The following is a 17364-nucleotide window of genomic DNA, read 5'->3' as shown; positions in this document are numbered from 1 at the left end:
GAGCTATTTACACCGCGTCCACCGCCGATGCCGCTGCAGCCGCGCTGGATGATCTCGATGACGAGTGGGGGCGAGCCTATCCGGCGATGATACGTTTGTGGCGTAACGCCTGGACCGAGTTCATGCCGTTCCTCGACTACGACATCGAGGTCCGGAGGGTGATCTGTACGACGAACGCGATCGAATCGTTGAACGCCCGCTACCGGCGAGCGGTCCGAGCGCGAGGGCATTTCCCCAGCGAGCAGGCCGCGATGAAATGTCTGTACCTTGTCACCCGCAGCCTCGACCCGACCGGACGAGGCCACACCCGATGGATGATGCGCTGGAAGCCAGTCCTCAACGCCTTCGCCATCACTTTCGGTGACCGCTGGCCGGGCGCCGAGCACTACTGACAACATCGCCGGAACCACCGTTCTCGTTACAGACCCGCCGTGGGGCCGACCTCGACGAGGTGCTGCTCAACGAGGCGACCCCGGTGATCAGCGGTCTCGCCATGGAGACCATCACCGAGACGATCATCACAGAGTCCACGATGATCGGGCACAACCCGTCGACGCCCGGGGGGAGCGGTCTCGGGGTCGGTACCACGGTGTCGATCGACGACCTCACCGGCGACGGCCCCCTCCCGGACGGGCCGGTGATCGTCGTCGTCGGGCGGGGGTGGGACTTCGACCGGGTCGCGCAGGTGCTCACCGCGGCGCACGAGCGCGGGTGCGAGCTGGTCGCGGCGGTCCTGGCCCAGGACGACGCGGTGCTCGTCGCGAACCGGATCCCGGTCGCGATCCCGATCGTCGACGAGGTCGGCGCGGTCGAGCGGGTGCCCCTGGGCATGTCCGCGGCGGTGGAGGTCGCCCTGCCGGGGCGCACCATCCGGACCCTGTCGGACTCCTACGGCCTGGCCACGGTCTTCGGGCTCGACCCCGACCAGACCCGCCAGGTCTCCCCGGTCGCACGGGCGCTGACCGGCAACCGGTCGGCGGTCGTCGTCCGGACCCCGGCCGGTGACGTCACCGACCGGCGTGTCCCGGTCGGCGAGCTGGTCCTGACCGGGGCCGGGAAGACCCTGCGGATCGACGTCGACGCCGGGGCCGAGGCGATCATGGACAGCCTGGCCAGGGTGCAGCCCCTCGACGACGCGACCGGGCAGCCCGGCACGCACGTCGGCGGGATGCTCGCGCAGGTCCGGGACACGATGACCGACGTGACCGGGCAGCCGGCCGCGGAGATCCGGATCCGCGACGTGCTGGCGATCGACACGTTCGTCCCGCGGGAGGTGCGGGGCGGTCTGGCCGGCGAGGTGTCGCTGGAGAACGCGGTCGCGCTCGCCGCGATGGTGCGCACCAGCCGCAGCCGGATGCAGGTCGTCGCCGACCGGGTCGCCGAGAGCCTCGGCTGCTCGGCCCGGATCGGCGGCATCGAGGGCGAGATGGCGGTCCGCGGGGCGCTCACCACCCCCGGCACCGACACCCCGATCGCGATCCTCGACATGGGCGGCGGATCCACCGACGCGGCGCTGCTCCTGCGGGACGGCACGTGCACCGCGGTGCACGTGGCCGGCGCGGGCGAGCTGGTCACCAAGCTGATCGACTCGGAGCTGGCGCTCGAGGACCGGGAGACCGCCGAGCAGGTCAAGTGGTACCCGCTGGCGAAGGTGGAGAGCTTCTTCCACCTCCGCCACGAGGACGGCTCGGTCGAGTTCTTCACCGAGCCGCTGCCCTCGCACGTGTTCGCCCGGGTGGTCGTCATGACCCCGGACGGACCGGTCCCGATCAGGACCCGGCACTCCATCGACCACGTCGTCCGGGTGCGCCGCGAGGCCAAGCGCCGGGTGTTCGTGGTGAACGCCCTGCGGGCGCTGCGCCAGGTCGCGCCGGGCGGCTCGCTGCGCATGCTCGACTTCGTCGTGCTGCTCGGCGGGTCCGCGCTGGACTTCGAGATCCCGCAGATGGTCGCCGACGCCCTCGCCGGACAGGGTGTGGTGTGCGGGACCGGCAACGTGCACGGCACAGAGGGGCCGCGCAACGCCGTCGCGTCCGGGCTGGTCGACGCGCACGCGAGCGCACTGGTCGGCAGCGGGGAGCCCGCGGCATGAGCCGGTCGGGCCCGGCCTCGGCCCCGGAGCCGCCGTCGGTCGTCGTCGGTCACCACCCGGACACCCCGGCCCCGGTGCTGCGCCAGGTCCTCGCCGGCGCCGAGGAGGAGGGCGTCCCGGTCACGACCTGGCCGGACCCGGCCGCGGCCGGCGGTCCCGACGGGCTCGTCGCACTGGCCCACCGGGCGGCGCAGCGGTCCCGGCTCGACGTCGGCGTCGGGATCGACGCCGACGGCTCGGTGGTCGTGCACCACACGAAGCTGCCCGCCGACCGGCCCGCCTTCACCGAACCCGCACCCGGCCCGGCCGCGCCGGTCGATCCGGGCCGGCCGGGCTCGGGGGACCGGCCGCACGGGCGCCACGCGGGCGCGGCGGCGGCCCGGATCGTGACCGGACTGCCGCTGCCCGGCCCGGCCGGTGTCCGGCCGTGACGCACCTGCCGCCGTCGGCGACGGTGACCGGACGGGTGACCGCACGGGGCCTCCTCTGGCTGACGGTGCTCGCCGCGCTGGTGACGTCGTCGACGGCGGCGCAGGCGGTCGCGGTGGTCGCCGCGGCGGGGGCGGTGCTGTGGGTCGGGCCGCTCGCCGGGACCCTCGCGAACGGCTCGCCCGGGACGAGCCGGGATGCGAGGCTGCCACGGTGACCACCGACCACACCGACCTCGCGGGCCCGGCCACCGCCCCGCCGGTGAGCGAGGTGCTGGCCGGGCTCGCGGCGGTCGGACCGTTCTTCGAGCTCCTCGACGTCACCGAGGAGCGGGCGGCGGGGCGGTCGGTCCGCCCGTTCGCCGCCGTCCTGGCGCCGGACGCGCTGCTCGACCGGGTCGAACGAACCCGGATCGCACTCGGGGCCGAGCCGCCACTGGGCCGCCGGATCGCCGCGTCGATCGCGGTGCAGGGCCTCGCGGCGAAGCTGTTGTCCGGGCCGGTCGCGGCGCTGGCGCTGTACGGCGTGCTGGTCGACCTGCGGCCGCAGACGCTGTGGTGGTCCGCCACGCCGCTGGGCGACGTCGTCGCGCTGGACCCGCCGCGGATGGTCCGCGGTCGGGTCCCCGGGGCCGACGCGCTGGCCCCGCTCGTCGACGAGGTGCTCACCCCGCTGGTGGAGATCGCCGGCGAGCGTTTCGGGGTGTCCGCGACGGTGCTGTGGGGCAACGTCGCGTCGTCGGTCGCGGGAGCCAAACGGGTGCTCGACATCCAGCGCCCCGACGCCGCGGACGCCGTCGCGGCCGTCGCCACCGACCTGCTGGAGCACCCGCGGCTGACCGGTACCGGGGAGCGGCGCGCTCCGGTGGCCCCGGACCACGCCTGGACGTTCCGGCGCCGGTCCTGCTGTCTGTACTACCGGGTGCCCGGCGGCAGCACCTGCGCCGACTGCGTCCTCGCGGACCTGCGCGGCGAGCCGGCGGCCGGCGAGACGGCCGACTGAGCCGACGGCCGTCGTCGCTGCGGCCCGGCCGCGCGGTGGGACCGGCGGCAGGGCCAGCAGCGGGAGGGTCAGCGGCGGCGGACGGTGCGCTGGATGCTGCGCATCTTCGCGCCCTGGGGCATCGGCCCCTTGGGCATCGCCGCGGCGCGGCTGCCGAGGGCGTTGAGCTTGCCCTCCAGGGAGTCCATCTCGGCGGCGGAGATGTTGCGGGGCAGCTTCATGAGGTGGCGCTGCAGCCCCTTGAGCGGGACCTGACCCTCCTCGTTGCCCACGATCACGTCGTAGATCGGGGTGGTGCCGGCGACCCGCGCGGTGCGCTTCTTCTCCTGCGCGAGCAGGGTCTTCACCCGGTGCGGGGCCCCTTCGGCGACGAAGATGATCCCGGGCCGCCCGATGACCCGGTGCACCGCGTCGAGGTGGGTGGTGCCCGCGACGCCCTGGGTGATCCGCCACTGCCCGCGCATGTTGTCCAGCGCCCAGCCCGCGGCACCCGGTTGCCCGTCGGCCTTCACGTAGATCGACTTCTGGACGCGGCGGCCGAAGATGCTGAACGCCGCCAGCGCGCCGATCAGGATGCCGAAGGGCAGGAAGAACCAGACCAGGCCGAGCAGCCACCCGATGAGCGTGACGACCACGATCGACCCGACGAACACGCCGATCATGATCGGGAGGAGCTTGGAGTCCTCCTTGCGCTGCATCTGGAACGCCTGCCAGATCTGCTGGCGGCGTTGCTTCGACGCGGCCTTCTTCTGGGCCTTGAGCGCCTTCTTCTCGTCGGGCGAGGGCTTACGGGGCTTGCCGGGCATGTGACCAGCCTACGTCCGACCGGTGATCGACGGTGCGAGGAGGTGTCAGCTGCGTGCCAGCAGGGAGCTGGCCTCCTGCGCGGCCGGGCCGGAGTCGGCCAGGTGCGCCAGTGCGGGGGAGAGCTCCTCGCCGCGGTGGGCCACGGTCTGCGCGTAGAGCCTGCCGGCCCGGTAGGACGAGCGGACCAGCGGACCGGCCATGACACCGGCGAAGCCGATCTCCTCGGCGGCCTTCGAGTGCTCCACGAACTCCTCGGGCTTGACCCAGCGCTCCACCGGGTGGTGGCGCTTGGTCGGCCGCAGGTACTGCGTGATCGTGATGATCTCGCAGCCCGCGTCGTGCAGGTCCTGCAGCGCCGAGGTGACCTCCTCGGGGGTCTCGCCCATGCCCAGGATCAGGTTCGACTTGGTGACCAGACCGAACGCGCGCGCCTTGCCGATGACCTCCAGCGACCGGTCGTACCGGAACGCCGGACGGATCCGCTTGAAGATCCGCGGGACGGTCTCGAGGTTGTGCGCGAACACCTCGGGGCGGGACTCGAAGACCGGGACGAGCTGGTCGTCGATCGAGTTGAAGTCGGGGGCCAGCAGCTCGACGCCGGTACCCGGGTTCAGCTCGTGGATCTTGCGGACGGTCTCGGCGTAGAGCCACGAGCCGCCGTCGTCCAGGTCGTCGCGCGCGACACCGGTGACGGTGGAGTAGCGCAGCCCCATCTGCTGCACCGACTCCGCCACCCGGCGCGGCTCGTCGGTGTCCAGGTCGGCCGGCTTGCCGGTGTCGATCTGGCAGAAGTCACAGCGACGGGTGCACTGCTCCCCACCGATGAGGAACGTCGCCTCCCGGTCCTCCCAGCACTCGTAGATGTTGGGGCAACCGGCCTCCTCGCACACCGTGTGCAGGCCGCCCGAGCGGACGAGGCCCTTCAGCTCGGTGTACTGCGGACCGGTCTTGGCGCGGGTGCGGATCCAGGACGGCTTGCGCTCGATCGGGGTCTCGCTGTTGCGGACCTCGAGGCGGAGGAGCTTGCGGCCTTCGGGTGCGATGGTCACGCGCCCAGCCTACGCCCGGGGTCGGGTGTGATGCCGGTCGCGGCGGCCGTGACCTGCCACAACCGGGCGGCGAGCACCGGGTCCTGCGCCGCGGCGGACCGGCGGGCCGGACCGGCCGGTCCGTGCGCCTCCAGGGGACCGGACGGGCCCAGGTAGTCCCCACCGTGCACCGGCCCGGTCGCGGCGGCCCACTGGGCGGCGATGCCGTCCTCCACCGGCTGCACGACCAGCCGTTCGGCGGCGAGCAGCACCCGGGCCGGCAGGCCGCCGCCGCCCGCACGCCGGTAGGAGTTCGCCAGCAGCTGCGACGTCGTCATCCCCGGGTGGGCCGCCACCGACAGCACCGGCTGCCCGGACAGCCGCAGCCGCCGGTCCAGCTCGGCGGCGAACAGCAGGTTCGCCAGCTTGGAGGCGCCGTAGGCGAACACCGGGGAGTACCGGCGCCGCCGCCAGTGCAGGTCGTCGAGGTCGAGACGGGCGCTGCGGTGCCCGATGCTGGAGGTCGACACCACCCGGGACGGGCGCTCCGGGTCCCCGGCGCCGCACAGCGCGGGCATCAGCAGCCAGGTCAGCGCGGCCGGGCCCAGATGGTTGGTGCCGATCTGGAGCTCGAACCCGTCCGCGGTCTCGCTGCGCGGCCCCATCGCGACGCCCGCGTTGTTCACGAGCACGTCGAGCCGGTCCCCGGTGCGCTCGCGGATCCGGGCCGCCGCGGCCCGCACCGAGGCGAGGTCGGCCAGGTCGAGCAGCACGAGCTCGCCGCCCACCTCGCGGGCCGCGGCCCGGCCTCGCGCGTCGTCGCGGGCGGTCATCAGCACCCGCGCCCCGGCGCGGGCGAAGCGCGCCGCCAGCGCGCGGCCGAGGCCGGAGGTCGTGCCGGTGACGACGACGGTACGGCCGCTCAGGTCGGGGAAGGACTGCACGGCGGCACCGTAGCGGCAGCCCCCGACAGCGACCCGACGGCGGCCGGGCGGGCGCCGGGCGGGGCCGCTAGCGTCGACGTCCGTGGACTTCCGGATCTTCACCGAGCCCCAGCAGGGCGCCCGCTACACCGACCTCCTGCGGGTCGCCCGCACCACGCAGGACGCCGGGTACGACGCGTTCTTCCGCTCCGACCACTTCCTCGCGATGGGCGACGGCAGCGGCCTGCCCGGCCCGACCGACGCCTGGGTGACCCTGGCCGCGCTCGGCCGCGAGACCGAGCGCATCCGGCTCGGCACCCTGGTGACCAGCGCGACGTTCCGGCTGCCCGGCCCGCTCGCCGTCGCCGTCGCGCAGGCCGACGAGATGTCCGGCGGCCGCGTCGAGGTCGGGCTCGGCTCGGGCTGGTTCGAGGCCGAGCACCGGGCACTGGGCATCCCGTTCCCGCCGCTGGCCGAGCGCTTCGAGATCCTCACCGAGCAGCTGGAGATCCTCACCGGGCTGTGGTCGACCCCGCTCGGCGGGCGCTTCACCCACCAGGGGCAGCACTACACGATCACCGACTCCCCGGCGCTGCCGCGCCCGGTGCAGGACGCGCCGCCGGTGATCATCGGCGGGATGGGGAAGAAGAAGACCCCGGCGCTGGCCGCCCGGTTCGCCACCGAGTTCAACGTGCCGTTCCAGCAGCCCGAGGCCGTCGCCGACCAGTTCGGGCGGGTCCGCGAGGCCTGCACCGCGGCCGGGCGCGACCCGGGCACGCTGACCTGGTCGACGGCGCAGATGCTGTGCCTGGGCAAGGACGACGCCGAGGTCGAGCGCCGTGCCGCCTCGGCCGGCCGCGACGCCGCCGAGGTCCGGGAGAACTGCCTGGCCGGCACCCCCGGCCAGGTCGTGGACCAGCTCGGCCGGTGGTCGGAGGTCACCGGGACGACCCGGTTCTACCTGCAGATCCTCGACCTGTCCGACCTCGCCCACATCGAGGAGTTCGCCGCGACGGTCATGCCGCAGCTGACCTGAGGCACCGGGGCCGGGGTCAGCCCAGGCCGGACATCAGGTCGACCTGGCGGACGACCCGGTGCTCGGTCACCGGCAGCCGCCCGTCGAGCGCGTCCAGCACGGCGGCGGCCGCCGGGCCGGCGACCTCGTCGACGGTCACCGCGCGGTCCAGCTCCGCGCTCAGGGTGGTGACGCCGGCGTCGGCGATCCCGCACGGCACGATCCTGCCGAAGTCGTCCAGGTCGGCGTCGCAGTTGATCGCGAAGCCGTGCTGGGTGACCCCGCCGGCGATCCGGACGCCGATCGCGGCGACCTTGCGCTCGGGGGTGAAGCCCTGCGCGGGCAGCCACACACCGGACCGTCCCTCCACGCGGCCCGCGTCGGTGACGCCGAGGTCGTGGCAGACCCGGATGAGGGCCTCCTCCAGGCGGCGGACGTAGTCCACGACGTCCATCGGTTCGCCGAGGGCGACGATCGGGTAGCCGACGAGCTGCCCCGGCCCGTGCCAGGTGATGCGCCCGCCCCGGTCGACGTCGACGACCGGGGTGCCGTCGGTGGGCCGGTCCTCCGGCCGGGTGCGCCGGCCCGCGGTGTAGACGGGCGGGTGCTCCAGCAGCATCAGCACGTCCGGCCCGCCGTTCTTGCGGGCCTCGGCGTGCGCCTTCTGGGTGTCCCACGCCGCCTGGTACTCCACGCGCCCGAGCCGGTCGACCCGGACGTCGTCGGTGCGGGCACGGCAGGACAGGTGCGGAGCGGCCATGGCGGCGAGCCTACGCCGCACCCAGCCGGGCGAGGACGGCCTGCGCGGCCCGGCGACCGCTCACCAGCGCCCCCTGGGTGGACGGGGTGTCGCGGTGGTCGCCCGCGACGAACAGGTTCTCCCCGAGATCGACGTCGCGACGGACCGGGCGCCCCGCCTCGAACAGCGGCAGCGCCTCGTCGACCTGGGCGGTGTGCAGGTGCAGCCAGTCGTCGGTGCCGACCCCCCAGATCCGGGCCAGCTCGCGACGCACCGCGGGCTCGTCGAGCCCGGTGGACCCCGGGGTCCCGACGATCGACGATGCCACCAGCGGGCGCCCGGCGGCGGAGTAGCCCGGCGCGGCCGCGGTCAGCACCATCGTGTTGACGACTGGCCCGCCGGTGCCGTCCAGGTGCAGCAGCGCAGCGGCCGTCGGTGCCTGCGGCGGGACGTGGAAGAACGTGGTCAGCGCGTTCATCCGCGGCTCGGCGACACCGGGCAGCAGCGCGGCGGCCGTCCGCGGGTCCGCCGCGACGACGACCGCGCGCGCCGACAGGGTGCCGCCGTCGGTGTCCAGCGCGGGCGTGGGCCCGCCGCGGACGGCGCGCACCCGGGTCCCGAGCGTCACCGTGCCCTCGGGCAGGGCCGCGGCGAGGCGCCGGGGGAGTGCCTCCATGCCGTCGTCGGGGACGACGATCGTGCCCAGGGCGAAGCTGCGCCACACCAGCCGCACGAACGCGGTGGAGGTCTCCAGCGCCGTCTCGGCGAGCACCCCGGACAGGAAGGGGCGCAGGAACCGGTCGGTGACCGCACCGCCGAGGCCCGCGGCGTCGAGGTCCTGGGCGGCGGAGGAGCCGACCAGCGTCGCGGTCCGCGACGGCGGCGAGGCCAGCACCTTCGCCGTCCACGCGACGAGCTTGGCCTTGTCGATCGGGCCGAACAGGTCGTCCAGCGCCGTGGCCGGGGCGGACGCGGGCCGGCGCAGCGGGTTGACGAAGCGGTGCAGCTCGCCGTCGCCGGCCCGGATGGCGGCCCCGGGCTCGAACGCCCGCGCGCCCAGGGTGTCGAGCCCGTGCGGGGCGAGTGCGGCGTGCAGCGCGGGGTAGGAGCTGTTCAGCACCTGGAACCCGCGGTCGCAGCGGAACCCGTCGACGACGTCGGTCGCCATCCGGCCGCCGACCCGGTCGGCGGCCTCCAGCACGCGCACGGTCAGCCCGCGCCGGTGCAGGACGGTGGCCGCGCGCAGGCCGGCGAGGCCCGCCCCGACCACCAGGACGTCGACCCCGGACGGGGTCATGACCCGACCGCGGCCGAGAGTGCGTCGCCGATGGTGTGGTGGCGGAACTGGAACCCGGCGTCGAGCAGCGCCGCCGGAACGGCCCGCTGACCGCCGAGCAGCATCTCGCGGCCCATCTCGCCGAGCACGGTGGAGATGACCGGGCCGGGGACCGGGAACGGCGCGGGACGCCCGACGGCGGTGGCCATCTCCTTGGTGAACTCGGCGTTGGTGACCGGCACCGGGCCGGTCACGTTCGCCGGGCCGGACACCGACCCGGTCTCGACGGCGAACCGGATCGCGGCGACCTGGTCGTCGAGCGAGACCCAGGGCATGTACTGGGTGCCCTTGCCGATCCGCCCGCCGAGGAAGCCCTTGAACAGCGGGCGCAGCATCGCGAGCAGCCCACCGGACGGGGACAGGACCAAGCCGGTGCGGACGAGCACCACCCGGGCGCCGGCGTCCCCGGCGGGGGCGGTGGCGGCCTCCCAGTCGCGGCAGACGTCGGCGAGGAACCCCGAGCCCGACGGCGCGGACTCGTCGACGACGACCTGGCCGGTGTCGCCGTAGTAGCCGACGGCCGAGCCGCTGACCAGCACCGGGACCCGGTGCCGGGCCACGGCCTCGGCCAGGACCTCGGTGGGGACGTTGCGCGAGTCGCGGATCAGCTGCTTGCGGGCGCCGGTCCACGGCCGGTCGGCGATGCCGGCGCCGTTGAGGTTCACGACCGCGTCGACACCGTCGAGGGTGCCGTCCTGGAGGGTGCCGGCCGGCGGGTCCCAGCCGCGCTCGTCGGGGGCGGCGGGGGTGCGCCGCACCAGGCGCAGCACCTCGTGCCCCGCGCCCCTCAGGTGGGCGACCAGGGCTGTTCCGATGAGTCCGGACGAACCGGCCACGACGACTCGCACGGCGGAGATCCTTCCCGGTCCCGGGCGGACGCGCGAGCCGGACATACCGCGACCGTCGTCACCGGTCACCCGGACCGGTGACGACGGCGGCCCGCGCCGGGGGAACCGGGGCGGGCCGCCGTGTGCCGTGCGGGGTGCCTACAGGCCGAGCTCGGCCTCGAAGGCGCCCTCCTCCAGACGGGCCTTGACCGCGGACAGGAAGCGGCCGGCGTCGGCACCGTCGACCAGGCGGTGGTCGTAGGTCATCGGCAGGAAGCACACCGAGCGGACGGCGATGACGTCGTCGCCCTCGGGGCCGGTGACGACCTTCGGCTCCTTCGAGATCGCGCCGGTGCCCAGGATGGCGACCTGGGGCTGGTTGATGATCGGCGTGTCGAACAGCGCGCCGGCGGACCCGATGTTCGTGATCGTGAAGGTGCCGCCGGACAGCTCGTCCGGGCCGATCTTCGAGGCCCGGGTGCGGGCCGCGACGTCGGCGATCTTCTTGGCGATCCCGGCCAGCGACAGGTCGTCGGCATCCTTGATCACCGGGACGAGCAGGCCGCGCGGGGTGTCCACGGCGATGCCCATGTGGACCGAGCCGTGGTAGGTGACCTGCTTGTTGTCCTCGGAGATGGAGGCGTTCAGCGACGGGTACGCCTTGAGCGCCTCGATGGTCGCCTTGGCGATGAAGGCCAGGAAGGTGAGGTTGGCGCCCTCGCGACGCTTGAAGTCCTCCTTGACCCGGTTCCGCAGCTTGACGATGCGGGTGAGGTCGACCTCCTGGACGGTGGTCAGCTGCGCCGAGGTGGCGAGCGACTCGTTCATCCGCTGCGCGATGACCTGACGCAGGCGCGGGAGCTTGACCGTGGTTCCCGGCTCCGGCGCGTCGTCCGCGCGGGTCGGGACGGCCTGCGGCGTCTTCGGCGCGCCACCGGAGGCGGGCTGCCCCGCCGGGGCGGACGCGGCGGCCGGCGTCTCCTTCGCGGGGGCCTTCGCCTGCTCGGCGGCGGCGAGGACGTCCTGCTTGCGGATGCGGCCGCCGACGCCGGAGCCGGTGACCGAGTCGAGGTCGACGCCGTGCTCCTGGGCCAGCTTGCGCACCAGCGGGGTCACGTAGGGCTTCTCGCCCGAACCCGAGCCGTTCGAGGAGGGCTCGATGCTCCCGGCGGGGGAGTCCTCGGAGCCGGCCGGGGCCTTCTCCTGCTTCTCCTCGGCCTTGGGGTGCTCGGCCTTCGGCGCAGCGGCCTTCGGCTCGGCCTTCGGAGCCTCCTTCTTCTCGGGCGCCTTCTCCTGCTTCGGCGCCTCGTCCTGCGCCGGGGCGGCGGAGCCGTCGCCGACCAGCGCGAGCTGCGCGCCGACCTCGACGGTCTCGTCCTCGGCGACGGTGTGCTCGAGCACGGTGCCCGCGACCGGCGAGGGGATCTCGGTGTCGACCTTGTCGGTGGAGACCTCGAGCAGCGGCTCGTCGACCTCGACGGCGTCGCCGACCTGCTTGAGCCAGCGGGTCACGGTGCCCTCGGTGACCGACTCACCGAGCTCGGGCATCGTCACCGGGGTGCCGGAGCCCCCACCGGACGACGAGCCACCGGAGGACGGCTTCGGGGCCTCCTCCTCGGCCGGCTCGGGCTCGGGCTCGGTCTCCGCGGGCTCCTCAGCCTTCTCGGAGGAAGTCTTCTCGGAGGACGAGTCGGAACCGGCGGCGTCGGCCTCGTCGGCGTCGCCGATCACGGCGAGCTCGCCGCCGACCTCGACGGTGTCGTCCTCGCCCGCGATGATGCGCTTCAGCACGCCCGCGGCGGGCGACGGGATCTCCGTGTCGACCTTGTCGGTCGAGACCTCGAGCAACGGCTCGTCGACCTCGACGGTGTCGCCCTCGGCCTTGAGCCAGCGGGTGACGGTGCCCTCGGTGACACTCTCGCCCAGGGCGGGCATCTCAACGGTGACGGCCATGTCGGGTGGAGCTCCTCTTGTTCCGCGTGGGTGTTCGGGTCGTGGGGGCCGGGATCAGCCGTGGGTGTGCAGCGGTCTCCCGGCCAGTGCGAGGTGGGCCTCTCCGAGGGCCTCGCTCTGCGTGGGATGGGCGTGGATCAGGGCGGCGACGTCGGTGGGCAGAGCCTCCCAGTTGTAGACCAGTTGCGCTTCCCCGACGAGCTCCCCGATCCGGGAGCCCACCATGTGTACGCCGAGGATGCGTCCGCCCTGTCCGGCGGGCCCCTGGGCGACGAGCTTGACCGCCCCGGAGGTCTTCAGGATCTGCGACTTCCCGTTGCCCGCCAGGTCGTAGGTCAGGGTGTGCACCTCGCCGTGGCGGTCCCGCGCGGCCTGCTCGGTCAGCCCGACCGAGGCGACCTCGGGGTCGCAGTAGGTGACGCGCGGGATGCCGTCGTCGGTGACCGGGCGGGGGGCCAGCCCCGCGACGTCCTCGGTGACGAAGATCCCGTGGGCGAAGCCGCGGTGGGCGAGCTGCAGGCCGGGGGTGACGTCCCCGACGGCGTACACGCCGTCGAGGTTGGTGCGCAGCCGCTCGTCGACGGTCACGAAGCCACCGTCCATCGCGACGCCGGCCTCGGCGAAGCCGTGACCGGTGGTGTTGGGGCCGCGGCCGACCGCGACCAGCAGCAGGTCGGCCTCGATCTCCTCGCCGGACTCCAGCGACACGGTGACGGTGTCGCCGCTGCGGGTCGCCGTCGCGAGCCGCACCCCGGTGCGGGTGGTGATCCGGCGACGCCGGAACGCCCGCGCGAGCTGGGTCGAGCAGAACTCGTCCTCGTTGGGCACGAGCCGCGGCAGCGCCTCGACGACCGTGACCTCGGCCCCGAACGAGCGCCAGACGCTGGCGAACTCGACGCCGATCACACCGCCGCCGAGCACCACGACCCGGCGCGGGGCCTCGTCGAGGGAGATCGCGGCGTCGGAGGTGACGATGCGGTCGTCGAGCTCCAGGCCGGGCAGCGACCGGGCGTAGGAGCCGGTGGCGAGCACGACGTGGCGGCCGGTGATCCGCTCGTCGCCCACCCGGACCGTGCCGGGGCCCTCCAGGGTGCCCGCGCCGGGCACCACGGTGATCCCGCGCGAGGCGACCAGGCCCTGCAGGCCCGTGTACAGCCGGGAGACCACGCCGTCCTTGTAGGCGTTCACCCCGGCCATGTCGACGCCGTCGAAGGTGGACCGGACGCCGACCTGCGCGCCGTCCCGGGCTTGGTCGGCCACCTCGGCCGCGTGCAGCAGCGCCTTGGTCGGGATGCAGCCACGGTGCAGACAGGTGCCGCCGAGCTTGTCCTTCTCGACCAGGACCACCGACAGGCCCAGCTCCGCGGCCCGCAGCGCGCAGGCGTAGCCACCGGAGCCGCCACCCAGGATCACCAGGTCGGCGGAACGAGCGCCCGGGTCGGACACCGATCAGCTCCCTCCGGGGGTCACCGCCGGTGGACCGGCTCCGCCGGACGGGACCCCGCTATGCGGCGACCATCTTGTCATCCGGTCGCGGCTGCGCCACTGGGGTGTCGGGAGCAAAACGGTGATCCCGTTCGTTGGGCACCTGGAGCTACCGTGTCCGGTTCGTAGGGGTGGGACCGGATCGAGGAGAGGATGACGCGCATGGGTCTGCTCGACCTGTTCCGGTCACGGGGACCGTCGGGTGCCAGGTCCGGCCGGGGATCCGGCTCCGGGGGGAGGCGTGGCGCGTACGCGGAGGGGGAGGCGCACCTGCGTGCGTGGTCGGCCGCCCGGATCGGGGTCGAGGCCTTCGTGGAGCCCCGCACCACGGTGACGGAGACGACCGTGGTCTTCGTCGCGCACGACGGCGAGTGGACCCGCAGGCGGGTCGCGAGCCCGAACGCGGCGAAGAAGCTGGCCCGGTCGCTGCAGATGCCGATCTACGACGTGCAGCTCGTCGGCTACCCGAACCGGATGCGCGAGCACGACGCCCGCGACCGCGCCCTGCGCAAGCGCGAGCGCCGGGAGCGGATGCTGCGCGAGCTGCGGGCCAAGGACCGTGACGCCTGACCCGACCCCGGGTCAGGGCCGCAGCGAGCGGGCGCGCCGCTCGCCGAGTGCGCGCATCGCGGGCTCCAGGCGCAGCGCGGGTCCGGGGGCCAGCGCGGTGAGGCGCAGCAGCGCACCCCGCCAGGCGGGCAGCGTCCGGTAGACCCGGCCGGTGCAGAACATCCCGACCAGTGCCGTCGCGACCTGCTCGGGGGTGACCAGCACCCCGGACCGCACGAGCGCCTGGCCCTGGCCGCCGGGCGTCATCGAGCGCAGCAACTCGGTGTTCACCCCGTCCGGGCACACCGCGTGCACCCCGATGCCCTCCCGGCGCACCTCCGAGGCCAGCGCGGACACCACCGACAGCGCGCCCGCCTTCGACGCCGCGTACACCGACAGTCCCGGTACCGGCCCGAGGCCGGACAGCGACACGGTCACGCCGATCTCGCCGCCCCGGGTGGTCCCCGCGTCGGCCTGTTCGCGGAACGCGGTCACCGCGGCCCGGGCACCCCAGATCGGGCCCAGCAGGTTGACCTCGACCAGCGCGCGGGCACGGTCCTCGGCGATGTCGGTGACGGTGCCGTCGAACCCGACGCCGGCGTTGCTCACCCAGGCACCCAGCGGCGCGAGCTCGCGGGCCCGGGCCACCGCCGCCGCGGACGCGGCGGGATCGGTGACGTCGCAGGCGGTGCCGGCGGCCGCCCCGATCCGGACCGCGGTGGCCCGTGCCGCCGCCTCGTCGAGGTCGGTGACCAGCACCCGGTAGCCGCGACCGACGAGCTCGCGGGCGATCTGCTCGCCGATGCCGCGGGCCGCGCCGGTGACCACCGCGGAGCGGGGCGAGTGCGCGGGGACCTCGTGTCGACGACGCTGCCGGCTCATGGGCGGCAGTATGCCCTACCGGCGGGTAACCCCCGGTCCGGTGTCGCGGCCGGTGCCCGGCAGGGCCAGACTCCGGACCCGTGACCGCCGCGATGCACCTGCCCCGCTTCCTCGTACGCCAGCGGATCACCCTCGGCGTGAACCGCTACGACGTGCACGCCGCGAACCCCGACGGCAGCGCCGGCGCGCTCATGGCGTTCGCCCAGCAGAAGCGGTTCGCCTTCAAGGAGCAGGTGACGTTCTGGTCCGACGACAGCCGCTCCCGCGCGGTGTTCTCCTTCCGCGCCCGCCAGCGTCTCGACGTCCGCGCCGAGCACGACGTGTTCGACGAGCACGGCCAGGTGATCGGCACCTTCGGCAAGCGGTTCGGGGCGAGCCTGCTGCGCTCGACCTGGACGCTGACCGCGCCCGGGATCGCCGCGACCGGGCGCGAACGCAGCCTGGGCATCGCGCTGCTGCGCCGGGTCGCGGAGAACCTGCCGCTGCCGTACCACTTCGACGTCACCGACGACGCCGACGGCACCCGGCTGATGAGCAGCGACCGGCGGTGGTCGCTGCGCGACTCCTACGACGTCTCCGTCCCGGACCCGCGCGTCGACTTCCGCCTGGCCGCCGCGTTCGCCGTCGCGCTGGACGCGTTGCAGGAACGCTGAGGCCGGTCAGCCGTTCGCGGCCACGTCCTCCAGGAACGCCAGCAGGGTGCGCACCGGGACACCGGTGCCGCCCTTGGTCGTGTAGCCGCGCGGCCCGCCGGTGTTGAACGACGGCCCGGCGATGTCGATGTGCGCCCACGGCAGCCCGGCGGGCACGAACTCCTTGAGGAACACCCCGGCCAGCAGCATCCCGGCGAACCGCTGCCCGCTGACGTTGCTGATGTCGGCCACCCGCGAGTCCAGCTCGCTGCGCAGGTACTCCGGCAGCGGCATCGCCCAGGCGTCCTCGCCGGTGGCGGTGCCGTGCGCGGCGACCCGGTCGCGCAGCTCGTCGGAGCCCATCACCCCGGCGGTGCGCATGCCGAGCGCGACGAGCTGCGCGCCGGTCAGCGTCGAGGTCTCCACCAGGTAGTCGGGGTCGTCCCGGGCGGCGCGGACGATCGCGTCGGCGAGGATCAGCCGTCCCCCGGCGTCGGTGTTGAGCACCTCGACGGTGGTGCCGCCGAACATGGTCAGCACGTCACCGGGCTTGTACGCCGTCGACGACGGCATGTTCTCCGCCATCGGCACGGTCGCGGTCACGGTGACCGGCAGCTCCAGCTTCGCGGCCAGCACGACGGTCGCGACGACCGCGGCCGCCCCGCCCATGTCCGAGGTCATGTCGGCCATGCCGGCGTTGGGCTTGAGCGAGATGCCGCCGGTGTCGAAGGTGATGCCCTTGCCGACGAGCGCGACCCGCTTCGACGGGGCGGTGCCGCCGTTCCAGGTCAGGCGGACCAGCCGCGGCGGGTTCGCCGACCCCTTCCCGACGCCGGTGATGCCGCCGTAGCCGTTCTCCCGCAGCTGCGCGTCGTCGAGGACCTCGGTGACCAGACCGGCACGCTCCCCGAGCGCGACCGCGTGCGCCGCGAAGGTCTCCGGGACCAGCACGTTCGGCGCAGTGTTGACCAGGTCCCGCGCGGTGACGACGGCCTCGGCGACCAGCGTCGCCCGCTGCACGGACCGGTCGTCGGTGCCGGTGAACGACCAGCTGCCGACCGGGGCGGCCGCGGCGTCGGTCGAGGTCCGGTGCCGGTCGAAGCGGTAGCCGCCCAGGACGGCACCGACGACCGCGGCCTCGGCGTCGACCGCCGACAGCGTGCTCAGCGCCGAGCCGGTCCCGGCCAGCGCGCGGGCGGCGGCACCGGCGCCGCGCCGGACCGCCTCGGACGCCTTCGGTCCCTCGGCCGGGCGGCCCAGACCGACCGCGACCAGCCGCGGCGCGGACAGCGCTCCGCGGGTCGGCAGCGAGACGACCTGCTCGGCCTTGCCGGTCGCGCCGACCGTGGTGAGCAGCTCCAGCAGCTCCCCGGAGAACGCGGCGTCGACGCCGTCGGCACCCGCGGCCAGGGCCGGGCCGGTGCCGTCGGCGGCGTCGGCCGCGGGGGCGCACAGACCGACCACGACGGCGTCGACGACCGCCTCCGTCTCGGCACCGCTGTGCGCGGCGGTCTGGGGGAGGGTCGGGACGTCGATCGGCACGGGGGGCACTCCTCGGGTCGGACGGGAACGGTGGGTATCGGACGAGTGGTTCCGCCTCGCCCGATCTCACCCTGCGTGGCCGGTGCGCGCCTCCTGTGCGCCGGGCGGGTGGGGAGCCGGGTG

The 17364-nt window shown here is 74.4% G+C and carries 18 protein-coding genes; 8 read left to right on the top strand and 10 right to left on the bottom strand.

All coding sequences use genetic code 11. The features are described from left to right. The 5 genes from FVA95_RS13255 to FVA95_RS13235 all read left to right on the top strand — a co-directional run. A partial coding sequence (locus FVA95_RS13255; protein ID WP_193564307.1) for a transposase occupies positions 1–392 on the top strand: 392 nt, incomplete at its 5' end. Between the two features lie 59 nt (positions 393–451). Beyond that, positions 452–2092, top strand: coding sequence for a diol dehydratase reactivase subunit alpha (locus FVA95_RS13250; RefSeq protein ID WP_240051454.1), 1641 nt, complete (start codon positions 452–454; stop codon positions 2090–2092). Further along, positions 2089–2523, top strand: a complete 435-nt coding sequence (locus FVA95_RS13245; protein ID WP_149664485.1) for a glycerol dehydratase reactivase beta/small subunit family protein — start codon at positions 2089–2091, stop codon at positions 2521–2523. Before FVA95_RS13250 ends, FVA95_RS13245 begins: the two co-directional genes overlap by 4 nt. Beyond that, complete coding sequence (locus FVA95_RS13240) at positions 2520–2738, top strand: hypothetical protein (protein ID WP_149664484.1); 219 nt, start codon at positions 2520–2522, stop codon at positions 2736–2738. Before FVA95_RS13245 ends, FVA95_RS13240 begins: the two co-directional genes overlap by 4 nt. Then, the gene (locus FVA95_RS13235) at positions 2735–3523 is read left to right on the top strand and encodes a (2Fe-2S)-binding protein (protein WP_149664483.1); all 789 of its coding nucleotides are present in this window, start codon (positions 2735–2737) and stop codon (positions 3521–3523) included. The genes FVA95_RS13240 and FVA95_RS13235 overlap by 4 nt, the downstream gene beginning before the upstream one ends. A 68-nt stretch (positions 3524–3591) precedes the next feature. On the opposite strand, the gene FVA95_RS13230 is transcribed toward FVA95_RS13235, so the two are convergent. The 3 genes from FVA95_RS13230 to FVA95_RS13220 are packed head-to-tail and all read right to left on the bottom strand — an operon-like array spanning position 3592 to position 6302. Beyond that, on the bottom strand, positions 3592–4329 hold the full coding sequence (locus tag FVA95_RS13230) for a DUF4191 domain-containing protein (protein WP_149664482.1): 738 nt from the start codon (positions 4327–4329) through the stop codon (positions 3592–3594). A 45-nt stretch (positions 4330–4374) separates the two neighbouring features. Further along, positions 4375–5379, bottom strand: coding sequence for a lipoyl synthase (gene lipA / locus FVA95_RS13225; RefSeq protein ID WP_020623523.1), 1005 nt, complete (start codon positions 5377–5379; stop codon positions 4375–4377). After that, positions 5376–6302, bottom strand: a complete 927-nt coding sequence (locus FVA95_RS13220; protein WP_149664481.1) for an SDR family NAD(P)-dependent oxidoreductase — start codon at positions 6300–6302, stop codon at positions 5376–5378. The genes lipA and FVA95_RS13220 overlap by 4 nt, the downstream gene beginning before the upstream one ends. A gap of 82 nt (positions 6303–6384) precedes the next feature. On the opposite strand from FVA95_RS13220, the gene FVA95_RS13215 reads away from it, so the two are divergent. Beyond that, positions 6385–7317, top strand: coding sequence for an LLM class F420-dependent oxidoreductase (locus FVA95_RS13215; protein WP_149664480.1), 933 nt, complete (start codon positions 6385–6387; stop codon positions 7315–7317). Positions 7318–7333: 16 nt separating this feature from the next. Here FVA95_RS13215 and lipB read toward each other — a convergent pair whose 3' ends face one another. From lipB to lpdA, 5 genes are all read right to left on the bottom strand, one after another. Beyond that, positions 7334–8056 (bottom strand): lipoyl(octanoyl) transferase LipB, encoded by a 723-nt coding sequence (lipB, locus tag FVA95_RS13210; protein WP_149664479.1) that lies wholly within the window; start codon positions 8054–8056, stop codon positions 7334–7336. 10 nt (positions 8057–8066) lie between these two features. Beyond that, positions 8067–9332, bottom strand: coding sequence for an NAD(P)/FAD-dependent oxidoreductase (locus tag FVA95_RS13205; RefSeq protein WP_149664478.1), 1266 nt, complete (start codon positions 9330–9332; stop codon positions 8067–8069). Next, positions 9329–10219, bottom strand: a complete 891-nt coding sequence (locus FVA95_RS13200) for a TIGR01777 family oxidoreductase (protein ID WP_149664477.1) — start codon at positions 10217–10219, stop codon at positions 9329–9331. Before FVA95_RS13200 ends, FVA95_RS13205 begins: the two co-directional genes overlap by 4 nt. 138 nt (positions 10220–10357) lie before the next feature. Beyond that, positions 10358–12151: a 2-oxoglutarate dehydrogenase, E2 component, dihydrolipoamide succinyltransferase gene (gene sucB / locus FVA95_RS13195; protein ID WP_149664476.1), complete on the bottom strand. Its 1794-nt coding sequence runs from the start codon at positions 12149–12151 to the stop codon at positions 10358–10360. 54 nt (positions 12152–12205) lie between these two features. After that, the gene (gene lpdA, locus FVA95_RS13190) at positions 12206–13597 is read right to left on the bottom strand and encodes a dihydrolipoyl dehydrogenase (protein WP_149664475.1); all 1392 of its coding nucleotides are present in this window, start codon (positions 13595–13597) and stop codon (positions 12206–12208) included. A gap of 201 nt (positions 13598–13798) precedes the next feature. Between lpdA and FVA95_RS13185 the strand changes: the two genes are divergently transcribed. Further along, positions 13799–14206: an oxidoreductase gene (locus tag FVA95_RS13185; RefSeq protein WP_149664474.1), complete on the top strand. Its 408-nt coding sequence runs from the start codon at positions 13799–13801 to the stop codon at positions 14204–14206. Between the two features lie 12 nt (positions 14207–14218). On the opposite strand, the gene FVA95_RS13180 is transcribed toward FVA95_RS13185, so the two are convergent. Beyond that, a complete protein-coding gene (locus FVA95_RS13180) occupies positions 14219–15067 on the bottom strand; it encodes an SDR family oxidoreductase (protein WP_149664473.1) in 849 nt (282 codons plus the stop codon). Between the two features lie 80 nt (positions 15068–15147). Here FVA95_RS13180 and FVA95_RS13175 point away from each other — a divergent pair, with 80 nt between their 5' ends. Further along, a complete protein-coding gene (locus tag FVA95_RS13175; RefSeq protein WP_205015843.1) occupies positions 15148–15720 on the top strand; it encodes a hypothetical protein in 573 nt (190 codons plus the stop codon). A 6-nt stretch (positions 15721–15726) separates the two neighbouring features. On the opposite strand, the gene FVA95_RS13170 is transcribed toward FVA95_RS13175, so the two are convergent. Further along, on the bottom strand, positions 15727–17235 hold the full coding sequence (locus FVA95_RS13170; RefSeq protein WP_149664490.1) for a leucyl aminopeptidase: 1509 nt from the start codon (positions 17233–17235) through the stop codon (positions 15727–15729). Positions 17236–17364 lie beyond the last annotated feature (129 nt).

This window comes from Pseudonocardia sp. EV170527-09, assembly GCF_008369905.1.
Classification (GTDB): domain Bacteria; phylum Actinomycetota; class Actinomycetes; order Mycobacteriales; family Pseudonocardiaceae; genus Pseudonocardia.
Note: the sequence above shows the minus strand (reverse complement) of the source record. Positions and strands in the feature narration are given on the sequence as shown.

Bases quoted from the DNA above. Each gene is read 5' to 3' on its own strand.
- FVA95_RS13245 (WP_149664485.1), top strand. From the start codon at position 2,089: ATGAGCCGGTCGGGCCCGGCCTCGGCCCCGGAGCCGCCGTCGGTCGTC.
- FVA95_RS13230 (WP_149664482.1), bottom strand. From the start codon at position 4,329: ATGCCCGGCAAGCCCCGTAAGCCCTCGCCCGACGAGAAGAAGGCGCTC.
- lipB (WP_149664479.1), bottom strand. From the start codon at position 8,056: ATGGCCGCTCCGCACCTGTCCTGCCGTGCCCGCACCGACGACGTCCGG.
- FVA95_RS13205 (WP_149664478.1), bottom strand. From the start codon at position 9,332: ATGACCCCGTCCGGGGTCGACGTCCTGGTGGTCGGGGCGGGCCTCGCC.
- sucB (WP_149664476.1), bottom strand. From the start codon at position 12,151: ATGGCCGTCACCGTTGAGATGCCCGCCCTGGGCGAGAGTGTCACCGAG.
- FVA95_RS13185 (WP_149664474.1), top strand. From the start codon at position 13,799: ATGGGTCTGCTCGACCTGTTCCGGTCACGGGGACCGTCGGGTGCCAGG.
- FVA95_RS13180 (WP_149664473.1), bottom strand. From the start codon at position 15,067: ATGAGCCGGCAGCGTCGTCGACACGAGGTCCCCGCGCACTCGCCCCGC.